General features: G+C 40.7%; 6 protein-coding genes. 3 read left to right on the top strand and 3 right to left on the bottom strand.

The window, feature by feature from the left end:
• Positions 1–138: 138 nt before the first annotated feature.
• Positions 139–1,662: a tetratricopeptide repeat protein gene (locus RMY31_RS11580; RefSeq protein WP_322659614.1), complete on the top strand. Its 1,524-nt coding sequence runs from the start codon at positions 139–141 to the stop codon at positions 1,660–1,662.
• A gap of 63 nt (positions 1,663–1,725) precedes the next feature.
• Here the strand turns inward: RMY31_RS11580 and RMY31_RS11585 are convergent, their stop codons facing one another.
• Entirely contained in the window at positions 1,726–2,574 is an 849-nt protein-coding gene (locus RMY31_RS11585) for a WGxxGxxG-CTERM domain-containing protein (protein ID WP_409877841.1), read from the bottom strand.
• A 1,093-nt stretch (positions 2,575–3,667) separates the two neighbouring features.
• Between RMY31_RS11585 and RMY31_RS11590 the strand changes: the two genes are divergently transcribed.
• Entirely contained in the window at positions 3,668–4,375 is a 708-nt protein-coding gene (locus RMY31_RS11590; RefSeq protein ID WP_322662646.1) for a sugar transferase, read from the top strand.
• A 179-nt stretch (positions 4,376–4,554) separates the two neighbouring features.
• Here the strand turns inward: RMY31_RS11590 and RMY31_RS11595 are convergent, their stop codons facing one another.
• Entirely contained in the window at positions 4,555–5,337 is a 783-nt protein-coding gene (locus RMY31_RS11595) for a WecB/TagA/CpsF family glycosyltransferase (protein ID WP_322662644.1), read from the bottom strand.
• A 627-nt stretch (positions 5,338–5,964) separates the two neighbouring features.
• Here RMY31_RS11595 and RMY31_RS11600 point away from each other — a divergent pair.
• Positions 5,965–7,104 carry a UDP-galactopyranose mutase gene (locus RMY31_RS11600; RefSeq protein WP_322662642.1) on the top strand — a complete coding sequence of 380 codons (1,140 nt, stop codon included), beginning with the start codon at positions 5,965–5,967 and terminating at the stop codon, positions 7,102–7,104.
• Between the two features lie 453 nt (positions 7,105–7,557).
• Here RMY31_RS11600 and RMY31_RS11605 read toward each other — a convergent pair whose 3' ends face one another.
• Complete coding sequence (locus RMY31_RS11605; RefSeq protein ID WP_322662639.1) at positions 7,558–13,650, bottom strand: AAA family ATPase; 6,093 nt, start codon at positions 13,648–13,650, stop codon at positions 7,558–7,560.
• Positions 13,651–14,082: the final 432 nt, after the last annotated feature.

Here is a 14,082-nt window from a genome sequence, read left to right on the forward strand (position 1 = left end):
GAGACGAGGGGGACAAGGTGGACAAGGGAGACAGAGAATAATAACTGACTCCCAACTCCTGTACAGACGCGATTAATCGCGTCTCTTCTAACTCCTGCCTTTCTTCAGAGAATCCCTAAGCTTTTAATAAATTGAATTATGAAATTTAATTATGCACTGACACCAGCAATCATAGGTGTATCTATTGCCTTTGTACAACCACAAATTGCTGTAGCGCTTTCCTCTGCTGAAGTCGCAAAGGTTGCTAAAGATATTACCGTGCAGATTGACAATCAAAATGGCTCTGGAACTGGGGTAATTATTAAGGAAGAGGGCGACTTTTACACTGTCCTTACAGCTAAACATGTAATCGATACTCAAGCTAAATATCAAATCATCACCCCAGATGGTGAGCGTCATCCGCTCATCTCCAGTACGGTGAAAAAGTTACCAGAAGTAGACTTAGCTGTTGTGCAGTTTACCAGTCGCCGAAGATACTCTGTTGCTAAGATTGGCAACTCTAATGAATCCGCAGAAGGTACAACCACTTATGTCGCAGGTTTTCCCCAAGCGACGGCAGCAATTTCCAACACGATTTACAATTTCACCGATGGACGGATTACTGCTAATGCCTCAAAACCTCTGCGTGATGGTTATGCCTTGGTCTACACTAACAATACGTTACCAGGGATGAGCGGCGGCCCGGTGTTGAATGAAAAAGGCGAACTGGTAGGAGTTCATGGTAGAGCAGATGAAGCAGACATCGAAACTTCTACTATTAATCCCACAGTTGCTTATGTCAAATCAGGTTTTAATTTGGGCATTCCCATTAATACCTTTTTGCGACTATCAGCCCAAGTTGGGGTAGATATGGGCGTTAGTCCTCCCAGCACTTCAACAGCCGCAGTACCAAAAGCTGACAACTACTATATTCAAGCTGGGGATAAGTACGATAAAGGAGACTTTCAAGGAGCGATCGCAGATTATACCCAAGCAATTAAACTCAATCCCAACTATCTCAAAGCTTACAATAACCGAGGTCTTGCCCGCTATTTGTTAGGAGATAACCAGGGAGCAATTATTGATTTTAACCAAGTCCTCAAGCTTGACTCCAGTGATATCGATGGCTACAATAACCGAGGTCTTGCCCGCTATAACTTGGGCGATAAGAAAGGCGCACTTGCAGATTACAGTCAAGCCTTGCGGTTTAATCCCAAATATGCCTTAGCCTACAACAACCGAGGAATTGCTCGGAATAACCTGGATGACAACCAAGGGGCGATCGCAGATTTCAACCAAGCCATAAAAATTAATCCCAACTATGCCGAAGCCTATGCTGGTCGGGGTCTTGCCCGCTATCAATTGAAAGATCAGCAAGGAGCAATTAACGACTATAACCAAGCTTTGCGAATTAATCCCAAACTGGCTACAGCTTATACTGGTCGCGGGGTAGCTAAGTCTGACTTGGGAGATAAGCAAGGGGCAATTGCCGATTATAACCAAGCCCTGAAAATTAATCCTAACTTTGCCCCAACCTACACAGTTCGCGGAATTACTCGCTATCAATTGGGAGATAAAAAAGGAGCGATCGCTGATTTACAAAAAGCAGCCAACCTCAATCTAGAACAAGGCAAAACAGATGATTACCAACAACTTTTGGAGTTAATTAAAAAGCTTCAATAAGTCTTTGATAAGTAGATCGGCGCAAATAAATAGGCTAATCAAAAAACTTCGGTATTCTAATATCTAGTATCTAGATCTAGAACTTGTCACTTCATTAGGATCGCGATAAGCTTTGGGTTCTTCGCGCTTACGAGCCAGACCTGCTAAACCTAGTAAACCTAGCAAACCTAGCCAACCCCAATCAAAGCTGCGATCGCTTCTCACTTCGCTAGTTCCTCGATAAGAGGGGTCACTTGTAGTCGCGTCAGTGCCTGTAGTACCAGTTCCTGTGGTATCAGTGTCTATTGTGCCAGTTCCTGTGGTATCAGTGCCTGTAGTGCCAGTTCCTGTAGTACCTGTGCCCGTGCCATAAGTACCAGTTCCTGTTGTGCCAGTACCCGTAGTGCCAGTTCCTGTTGTGCCAGTACCCGTAGTGCCAGTTCCTGTAGTACCTGTGCCCGTGCCATAAGTACCAGTTCCTGTTGTGCCAGTACCCGTAGTGCCAGTTCCTGTAGTACCTGTGCCCGTGCCATAAGTACCAGTTCCTGTGGTATCAGTGCCTGTTGTACCAGTACCCGTAGTGCCAGTTCCTGTAGTACCTGTGCCCGTACCATAAGTACCAGTTCCTGTTGTGCCAGTACCCGTAGTGCCAGTTCCTGTAGTACCTGTGCCCGTACCATAAGTACCAGTTCCTGTGGTACCAGTACCCGTAGTGCCAGTTCCTGTAGTACCTGTGCCCGTAGTACCAGTACCTGTTGTGCCAGTGCCTGTTGTGCCAGTGCCTGTTGTGCCAGTTCCTGTGCTACCAGTACCTGTTGTGCCAGTGCCAGAGCCACTAGTTTGAGCAGAAACAGGCACAGTTAAAGCAACAGCAGTAAAACTCATGGTAAAAATACTAGCCCAAACAGATTTAGATAAATTGAAATGCTTCATAGTCATGGTTCCTGGTATGTTCCAAATTACTGTGAATGATTTTCATAAAAATTGTATTTTTCAAATTTGTAAATAAATATTGAAAAATACAATTTTTTGTAAATTTATTAAGTTATTTAGATTCTCCTAGACTTGAAATAATTGAACCTCTTTCCTAAGGTAGAAACTTGTTTTCAGGTTGTGTTGCAAAAACAGACAATGCTTTGGTAAAAGCTGAAAATAGCTATTTTTTTAGATATATAGGGATTCGTAGGACAGTAAAATTATCCATTATCTGATTCTCAATAACCTACCATCTAATTAAATGTGGTATCTCTGAGCATTAATCTGGCGCTGTACCTACTACTTTTGATTAGATGAAAGGATCTATCTTAGGAGTCTTGCAATGAGCGATCTGCTTAAAAATTTGCAAAAAGCAGATAACTTCAATTTAGAACAAGGAAAAACAGATAATTACCAACAATTGTTGGAGTTAATTAAAAAATTCAAAAGTAGATAGTGGAAACTGGAGAGAATTATTTGAACTGTAATTTCGTGAATTCTTATGAAATTATATCTATTAAAAATTAAATAAATAAATTTTAGATGTGCGATCGCCGATTTCCAAAAAGCAGCTAATCACTTTCAAGAACAAGGAAACATAGATTGATATCCCTCTTTAGTCACTCTGGGAAAATAAAAATAGTAGCCAATTTTTCAACTGTAGATAGAGCGAGCATTTGAGCATTTATTTTCTAACACAATGGCTGAAATCAAGATTTTTGGTAAAAATCCTATGCTGTAAGGATTCTAGATTATTCTCTCCCGAAAATGATAAAAGAGGGATATAGCAGTCCTAAATCATTCGTGAGAAATTAACGTACTCTTTGAGCTTAGGAAAGTCCAAAATTTGACCATTGATTGCTAACTCAAATAATGCTTTGACTACAGAGAAAGAATGAGATTGCTATATGAGTGGCAGCATACATAGTTATTTTTAATTTTTAATAAAACTAGTGTTTATGTTTATAAAATTGTTGTATATTAAAAAACTAAGTTATTACTACATATAGTTAAGGTTTTGTTTGCTCAACATCAAAAATAAGGATAAGTAATGAAGTTTGATCCCGAAACTATCAATACTGCTGACATCCAGCTTGCCGATCTTAGTGAATCAGATTTGATAACAGCAATACATCACATTAAAAACTGTAAGTCTCAGCTTTTATTGAAGCGCTGTTTTGATATTACAGTATCCAGTCTGCTGATATTACTGCTATCACCGCTCTTAATTATTGTTGTAATTGGTGTAGAAATTAGTTCTCAAGGCCCAGCTTTTTTTGTTCAGCAACGTCTTGGGTATAAACAGAGTTTATTTAACTTCCTTAAATTCCGTTCCATGTACACAAATTGGGCAGCACAACGTCCCCAGGATCTAGCAGTTAATTCTGCTATTACGGGTAACCTCCTGAAAAAAGTCAACGATCCACGAGTAACACCTTTAGGTAGATGCCTACGTCAACTAAGTATTGACGAGTTACCACAACTTTTGAATGTTTTAGAAGGCTCAATGAGCTTAGTTGGCCCTCGACCACTGATGATTCATATGCTTGAACCATACCCTAATTTTTCTAAAGTCAGACATTTAGTCAAGCCGGGAATCACGGGTTTATGGCAAATTCGCGATCGCCGCCATAACAATAACGCTTGCTACATGATCGAACATGACTTTGAATATGTTAATCAATATAGCTTTTGGCTAGACATTAAAATTCTTATAAAAACTATTCCTGCTGTTTTATCAATGCGTGGGGCATTCTAATTAGCAAGTACACTGAACTTGTTTGATAAGACATCAACTATACATTCATATTAAATATATAAAGTGTTGTGCAAGCAATAATTTCTGACAACGTTAACCACTGCAATACGCTAATATAGTTTGCTGTTTCCTACATTTATAGGAACAGTTTGAGTCTCTAAAAAGCCAATTTCGCCAAATTACCAAACAGGTTTTTGAGCTAATAATTGTCTAAGAAAAAACACTATAAAACGAGGATTGTGCTTTAAATAGCGCTTCCACAAGCGTTTTGGTTCCATTAATAGTCTAAATAACCATTCTAAACCTATTTCCTGCATCCAACTTGGTGCTTGCTTAATACGACCAGAATAAAAATCAAAAGCTGCCCCAACACCTAACATCACTACTGGAATCCGATCTTTATGTTCTGCAATCCAAAATTCTTGTTTGGGACAACCAATACCCACAAACAAAATTTGCGCTCCTGATTCAATAATTTGGTTAGTATAAGTTGCATCTTCATCAAATGTTAATTGACGAAAAGGTGGGGAAATTTTACAGACAATTTTGATACCAGGAAAATGTTGTTCTAGAAACTTGACTAATGAAGCTAAACTTTCTGGTGTACCGCCATAGAGAGCAATAGGAATACCTCTCATTGCTGCTTTTTTACACACATGTAAGGTGAGAGTTGGCCCGTAAACTCTTGATACATTTTTGAAACCAAAGTAGCGTAAAGCCCATACCAGAGGCATTCCATCAGGTGTAACCAAATCAGCACTGTTGACTATTCGAGCAAATCTTACATTGTCATAGGTTTCCATTGTCATGTGGACATTTGCTGCACAAACACATTTGCTTTCTCTCTTTTGCGACCAAGCTAAAATTCTTTGAGTTGCATCTTCATAGCTAGTTGCATCTACACGCATACCCAAGACATAACGAGATTCTAAGAGTAATGTTTCTTCATTTATAGATGGCATACTATGATATTTCCTAGTTGTTTTCTTTAACACATACTTAAGAAGTATTTATCCACTTTATTTGTCTATTTCTACTGAACAAGTGTTTTTAAACTTTTATATAACTTTTTAAAAGCAGGATTAAGTAAATAGTTTTTGTCATCTTTAACGCTATAAAAAACACTTTTTAGGAGATATATTCAAATAGCAAACTGTTATGTGCATCAATATATTTACTGTCAAACATAACAATATGTAGAGATTTAGAGAAAATATAGTATTTGTAACTTTTTTATCAAGCAACTAACAACCCTAACCTGAGTATTACTGTTTGTGGTAAAAGAAAACGAACTATCATATGTACCGTATTAGTACTGTTTTATTTCAGTACTATCCCCCTTTGATTGAATAAGTCGTACATTTAATAGCTGTATATAAAATACTAGATATATTAAGATTAAGTAATTTTTATTGAATATTTTACTTAATATTCACAATTAAAAGTCAAATTTACTTATATTTTTAAAGTTTATGTAAAGTAGCAATAAAAATTGTAATTAACTCCTAAGTATTTTTACAATAACTGAGAATGTAAATATTTTTGCTAAAAGCTGCTTCAGGTAATGCAACTTATACATAGTTATTTGTATGCAAATAGACTTCTTGATTGTCGGTTCAGGACTTACTGGCACTACTATCGCCAGATTACTTCATGACAAAGGCTTCAAGGTTCTAGTCGTCGATCGTCGTTCTCATTTGGGTGGAAATGTTTACGATCGCCTCCATCACTCAGGTATCAGGATTAATACTTACGGCCCCCACTACTTCCGAACTACCTCAAAACGCCTGTGGGAATTTGTCAACCGATTCTCAAAGTTCTATAAATATGAGGCAGAAATTCTAACTCTCATTGATAGCAAATTTGAACATTGGCCAATTATCCAGACATACATTAACGAGCATTGCGGTGCTAATTGGAAGCCTGAATTCACAGGAATACCAAGCAACTTTGAAGAAGCCTGTCTAGCCAAAATGCCTCGTGTAGTCTATATGAATTTTGTAAAAAACTACACTGAGAAGCAGTGGGGTGCCCCTAGTCATACCCTATCTAGCGAACTAGCTGGACGTTTTACTGTTCATGCTGACAACGACACACGACTGAAGAATGTGTCCTACCAAGGCATTCCAGTTGATGGTTACACAGGTCTTATGACTAATTTACTTCAAGGTATTCCTCTGATTTTGAATTTTGACTATCTCAATCATCGCAATACTTTTATTCCCAAATTTCAGACAGTTTTTACTGGCCCCATTGATGAATATTTTGGATTTGATATTGGCAAGTTAGCATACAGAGGACAAATCCGAGAACACATCTATTATCCTGAGTCAAAATTTATCTATCCGAAAGGACAAATCAATACACCATCTCACAGGCTTGGTTCGCAAATTCGCTATATTGAGTGGAAACACATGATGCTAAAGCAGGACAGTCAGCGAATAAAAGGTACAGTAATCACTTCGGAGACACCTTATAGTCCTGACCATACTGATGCTTATGAATATCCATTTCCTGATTCTAAGAATAATTTACTATACAAGCGTTATTATGCGCGTACAGCTTCATGCCCAAACGTTTTATTCTGCGGACGTTTAGGCGAGTATAAGTACTATGACATGGATCAAGCTATCAGCAGAGCGATGCTTCATGCCGATCGATTAATCGAGTTGAGAGAGGGTATAACATCAATCCCGATAATGAATGAACGAGAATTTATAACCAAATAAGCTCAAAATCTGGTTATTGGCAACTTTTGGTGATGATGGAAGGTTACGCGCTTTAAGGCAAAAGGAGGAGGCTCAGTTGGCAGAAGGGTTTTAAACCTGAGTGCCTGTCTTTGTGGAACTGGTGACAAAGGCTCAAATCCAACTTCAAGACAAGATTCTGATACAGATGTTCTGTAACCCTTGCACCACAAGGATTTATGGAGTTTTCTTCTTGTCTTTTACCTTCTGCCCTCTGCCCTCAGCATAGCTGCCTAAACCAGCCCACTATTGATCGCCAAAAGCTGACAAGACCCCAAAATCTTTGCAAACCTAAAAAGGTTTTAATTGCAAAATTGTTGTTGTTAATACCAATTTGACAATAGGATAGATATTTTCACAGAAATATCCAAGTTTGATAAAAAGCGATTGCTCTGTTAGGAAAATATCATTAGTAATTATTTGGTCATTGAGGTTCTACTTGTGGCAAAACACAGGAAGCACGATCGTAAACTCTGTTCCTTGTCCTAGAACAGAATCCACTTTCAGCGTTCCCCCATGTCGCTCAACGACAATTTGGCGAGCGATCGCTAGCCCTAATCCTGTTCCCTGACCTACTGGCTTAGTGGTGAACAAATAATCAAATATCTGTTGCTTCACTGCTTCCAGCATTCCTACACCATTGTCCGCAATCCGAATCAAAATATGCTGTTCGTCTTCTGCCAGACGAGTTTGAATTCTAATTTGATTGGAATTTGCTTGGATATTGGCAAAACTGCGTCCCTGATTTGACTCCTCTAATGCATCGATCGCATTCGCCAGCAAATTCATGAACACTTGATTGAGTTGTCCGGCAAAACACTCTATCAAAGGCAATCGGTCGTAGTCTTTGACTACCTCGATTTCCGGACGGTTTTGGTTAGCTTTCAATCGGTGCTTGAGAATCAGAATCGTGCTGTCGATGCCTTCATGAATATTAAATGGCACTTTGTAATCTTTGTCAGCCCTAGAAAAAGTTCGCAAACTAATGCTGATATTGCGAATTCGGTCAATACCGAGTGTCATTGAATCTAGTAACTTCGGCAAATCTTCCTGGAGATAGTCCAAGTCAATTGCTGCAATTTCTTTCTCAATTTCCCGATCGGGATTTGGCAACTTCTGTTGATATAAATTAATTAATCCAAATATATCTCGGACATAGTTTTTGGCTGGCTCCAGGTTCCCCATAATGAAACTCAGGGGATTGTTAATTTCGTGAGCCACACCAGCCACAAGATTCCCTAGTGCTGACATCTTCTCATTCTGCACTAACTGAAGTTGGGTTTGTTGGAGATGCTGGAGTGTTTGTTCTAGCTGGGTTGCCTGCTGGCGAGTTTCGATCAGCAACTCTGTCTGCTTGAGTGCAACCCCCATTTGGGCAGCAACTTGCTTGGCAAATTGAATCTCAGAAGATTGCCAGTGACGGGGTTGGTCGCATTGGTGAATGCACAACAAACCCCAAAGATCCCGATCTTGCATAATCGCCACCACTAATGATGCTCTGATCTGAAATTGCTGCAAAATCGCTCGATGGCAGTCCAGCACATCAGCGGTTTGGATATCAGCTATTGCACAGAAACGACCGTTTTTATACAGAGTTGCATAGTCCTCACCAAAACAATGATCTTGAATTTTAATAGCTAGAGCAGAAGGAAATGCTGGTAGGACATCTTCAGCAATGAATTCGCCGTATTGGTACTTCGATTCGAGATTAAAATGATAGATACCAACTCGATCTGCATTCAGAATGCGACGAATATTTTGGGTGACTGCACAGAAAATCGCATCCAAATCTAAAGACTCTCGCATCTGGCTGACAACATGAAATAAAGTCTTTTGTTGGGCCAGCGATCGCTCCAATTGTTGAGCGTAAGTCTGAGCTTGTTGAAAGAGACGGGCATTTTCTAAGGCGATCGCCGCTTGGGTGCAGAGCAAATTGATGATTTCAATGCGATCGCTTGTAAACACCCCCGCAGTCAGCTTGTTTTCTAGATACAAAATTCCCAATAGTTTGCCTTGATAATTAATCGGCGTGCAAAACAAACTCTTGGGTTGTTGATGGATGATGTAGGCATCAGCCATACCTGAAGCATGGGTAATGGCATTGTCAATCGTTAAAGGTTGCAGGGTGCGTTTAACACTGTTAATTAATGAAATAGGCAAATCCAGCGAATCTTCCAGAGGCAGCGATCGCGTGACTGTTGCTGACTTGCCAACTGTTGTTATTGCTTCAATCAGCAACCTTTCCTCTTTGAGTAGTAGGAATGCACATTTATCTGCACCAGCATTTTCAATCAATACATACAGCAATGTGGCCAGCAGCCGATCAAAATGAATTTCACTAGAGAGTGTCTGTGAGGCTTTGAAAAGTGTTGTCAAATCGAGTGCAACTGACACACTAGTGTTGCTACAAGTCGTGGAGTTGCCAGAACTTAGGTGAGATAAAGTGACATTATCAGCCGGATTGATTGTGACATTAGGCATCAACTGGGTTCTATTTTGTTGCAGCACGGGAGCTAATAATTGGGGATAATGTTGTTCTAAATCCTCAACCTTGGCTTTCGCTCCCCAACGAGCATAGGCATAGTAGGCTTTCAGCAAATAATCCCGAGCAAGTTGCTCTTTGCCCCATCCCAAGTAAAAGCGACCGGCGAGTTCGTTAGCCAAAGCTTCTTCATTGAGGTAGTGATTTTTCTGAGCGAAAGTAATGGCAAGGTCATAATACTCAATCGCCTCAGCTTTGTTGCCGAGAATTCGCTGCCGTTCTGCTTCCACTAAATAATATTTGTGCAAGTGATTTTCTGGGACATGACCAGCCCAGTTTTTCATCTTTTCTTGGTTGGCGATTACCCGCTGGTAAATGCTTTGTTTTTCCGCCTCTGAAACCTCAGAATAAATAGCTAAATGTGCTAGAGAGTCATAGGTGTGAAAAACTGGCACCAAAAATAATCCTGTAGCACCAGCCAAGTAATTTTCAATGGCGATCGCTGCTTCTACTGCTAAATCGAACTGAGCAAACGCATAACAGAGTAAAAGTTTGCTGATATAGAAATAGCACAGTGCCGTTTGATCGCCCGCTCGCTGGATGCTGGGAAGCATTTGCTCTTGATCGAAAGCATTGCCAACTAGTTGCCATGCTTTAGGGGAATCGCCGATTAAATTTAAAATCGCTTGCTGAAAAATAGTCAGATGGCTGAGAAGTCCTTCCTGTTTGAGTTGAGTTAGTTGAGCATGGAAGGCAGCACTCTCCTGGCTTAAATCGCCCAGTTCTTTGCCGATAAACCAAGAGTGCATGACGTAAACAAATGCACAAATAGTCGCTGATTCTAAATCTCCCGTTTCCAATCCACTTTGATAGCCTTTGCGGAGAAATGGTAAGGTGTTCCTCAGTGGCTGTTTCCAATGCCAGACGCTACAGTGAACTCCTACGTAGGCTCTAGCGATCGTTTCTTTGGCATTCAGTTGTTCGAGCAACAAATGTGCCAGCTGTCCAAATTGATAGCCACGCTCAATTTCTCCCATTACCCCACATAACATCAGTCCGTAGTAGGCATAACCATTTGCCGAGTATGAAGTATTGCCATACTGAACTGATAAATTTACTTGCTCAAGAATAATAAATGGTAAAAGAGTTGGAGCGACAACATAGGCAGCAGAAGAGACACCAGTGAGAATCCGAATCGCAGCTAACTTTTCCGGCTCCTTCATCTGAGGTAGAGCAATTAAATCTAACGCTTGCTTACCTGCCAGAATCGAGTTAGTTGCCGCACATGCCTGAGCAATATCCGATTCGCTGGGTTGCTGGGGAAAACTGATTCCTAGATATTCTAAAATTTCCAAGGCAATCTGCACTGCCTCTAGAAATTGATGTTGGGCTTGGGCTGCTTGAATTTTAATTTCATAGACTTTGACCTTATCCAACAAGGTGCTAGCTTGTTCTAAAATAACCGCCGCGAATTGTGACATCTGCTCGAAATTGCCGCTCAAATAAGCAGCCTCAGTAGCAGCTTCGTAGAGTGCCAAGGTTAGCTCATACTGTGTTTGCCACGGCTTTGGTGGCAACAAAGCAATGCCTGTGTGGAAATACTCAAACGCTGCTGTATATGCAGTAGCAGTTCTGGCTTTGTGTCCGGCTTTGAGATTAAGTTGGGCGAGTTCAGTCTGTTGTGTTTGTTCGCTAATGAGATTTTTACCAATATTTAATTGGTTGACAATCTCAAATATTTTTTCGTCTTGCTGGGCAACGGTTGTATGACTCAGCAATAGTTGCCCAATTTGCACGTGAGTTGCTTGTTTTTGCTCCTTGGGGATTAGAGAGTAGGCAGCCTGTTGGACGCGATCGTGCAAAAACTTATAATTAGGCAATTGCTCGCTGTTCATCGGTAATTGGCATGATTCACCGCTATTACCAGAGTTATGGAAAAACTTATAAACTTCACTGGTTGGTAAAATCAATCCCTCTTGCAGCGCTTTCCACAAGTCTACGGCAGTATCAGCTAGGGATTTTTCGTAAACAATGGCCAAGGTTGCCAAGTCGAAAGAGTTACCAATACAAGCAGCTAGTTTTAAAACAGATTGGGCAGTGGCGGGCAACTTCTGGATTTGACGCACCATGAACTCAACAACATCATTGGTGAGTGTTAGTGCTTGAATTTGAGCAATATCTCCTTGCCAATACCCTCTTTGAGAATCAAAGGTAATCCATCCCTCTTCATACAATGCCTTGAGAAATTGGGTGACAAAAAAGGGATTACCCTTGGTTTTCCGATATACCAATTCAGTTAATGGTGCTGCTAGTGTCGGCGAACAACTGAGAGTATCAGCAATCAAATGGTTAAGGTCGGATGGCTGGAGGGGATTTAGAGTGATAGTGTTAACAATCGCTGCTGTTTTACTAATGTCGCTGATTGCCAGCATCAGAGGATGGGCAGGGGTAACTTCATTATCTCGGTAGGCACCAATCAGTAGGAGATAGCCAGTTTCTGTCTCACTCATTAGTAATTGCATCAGTTGTAGCGATGCAGAATCTGCCCATTGCAAATCGTCCAGAAAAATCACGAGGGGATGTTCTGAGGTTGTGAGTACCTGAATAAACTTCACAAACAGCAGATGAAAGCGATTTTGAGCGGCACCGCCAGCAAGTTCCACAGCAGGAGGTTGTTTGCCAATAATTCCTTCGAGTTCCGGAATCACCTCAATAATCACCTGCCCATTCTCGCCCAAGGCAGAGAGAATTTTCGTCTGCCATTGCTTCAGTTGGGTGTCTGTTTCAGCAAGCAGTTGTCCCATTAAGTCCCGTAATGCCCAAACAAACCCCGAAAATGGGATATTGCGCTGATACTGGTCAAATTTACCTTTGATGAAATAACCCCGCTGCCGTACAATCGGCTTGTGGACTTCGTTGACAACTGCTGTTTTGCCGATACCGGAGAAACCCGCTACTAGCATGATTTCTGTACTACCAGCGCTGCTACGGTCAAACGCTTGTAGAAGGGTTACAACTTCGGTTTCACGACCATAGAGTTTTTCTGGAATCAGGAAGCGATCGCATACATCCTGACTTGCAATTGGAAAGTCTGCAATTTTGCCTGTTGTCTTGAGTTGCTCTAAGCAATTTTGTAAATCAAATTTCAATCCTAATGCACTCTGATAGCGGTCTTCAGCATTTTTCGCCATCAGTTTCATCACAATATCGTACAATACTTGCGGTATTTCTTCTGCCTCTTGCCTCCTGCCTTCTAGAGGCAGTGCGGTCTTGGGGTCTCCCCAAGTGGAGCAACTGCTGTCCTCCTGCCATCTGCCTTCTGCCGTCTGCCTTCTACCTTCTAACAGTGGAGGTTGTTTGGCAATGTGACAATGAACCAACTCCATTGGGTCATTAGATTGGAAAGGAAGTTGACCCGTAAGTAATTCAAAAAAAGTCACTCCTAACGAATAGAGATCGCTGCGATAGTCAATACCTCGGTTCATTCTTCCAGTTTGTTCGGGGGAAAGGTAAGCGAGGGTACCTTCCAAAACTTGGGGATTTTTAATCTCTTGGGTTTCTCTCGGCAGTAGAGAAGCAACGCTAAAGTCAATGAGTTTGATTTGTTTGGTGTCGGGATGAATAACAATATTGGCTGGCTTGATATCTTTGTGGATTACCCGATGCTGATAAAGTCCGTTAATAATGTCAGCTAGTTCAAGAGCGATCGCCAAAAATTCACTGAGTTCTAGCGAACGTGCTTTAGTATATTCTTGCAGGGAAACGCCGCCAAAATCTTCCATCACTAGTGCGTAGCTATTGCGATACGTTTCCAAACTGTATGGTTGAACCACACCTGGTAAGTCAAGATTTTTAGCGATCGCGTACTGATTTCGGAACTGCAACAGTTCGCTAAAGCTTGGGTAATCGCGGTTCAGGTATTTGATGATTACAGGTTGCTGGTCTAGATTGCGAATGCCTCGATAGACAACAGTTCTAGAACTAAAGTATAGTTGCTCAACAACTTGGTATCCTTCTATCACAAGTGCCAAATCCAGACCCATCATTTATACTGACCTCATCTCGACAATTGGTCTCAAAGACTATAATAATTAATAATTCCCATTAGGAAGTTTTATTGAACATCAAAACTTAATTTTTCATGCAAAATTAAATTTTAGAAGAAATTTGTAAAGTATTAAATAATTGGACAAAACTCACTTACTTGGTGAAGCCAGGAAACAGTGAATAAGAAAATAATGTGTGTAATTAATTCTCTGCCTCAGAAATGTCTAGTGAGGTAACAACAATCATCCGACTAGATTAACAGAATAGTTTATCTCCTACTATTACCCTGTGGGGAGCATCCCACTTTTTTGCATGTCATTGCGAGCGAAACAAAGTGAAGCGAAGCAATCGCAAAATCTTCAACTAAGAGCTACTCCATGCGATTGCTTCGTCGTTCCTTCTCGCAATGACAGTTATTATCTCATTGAAAA

The sequence above is a fragment of the Dendronalium sp. ChiSLP03b genome (assembly GCF_034531165.2).
GTDB lineage: Bacteria > Cyanobacteriota > Cyanobacteriia > Cyanobacteriales > Nostocaceae > Dendronalium > Dendronalium minutum.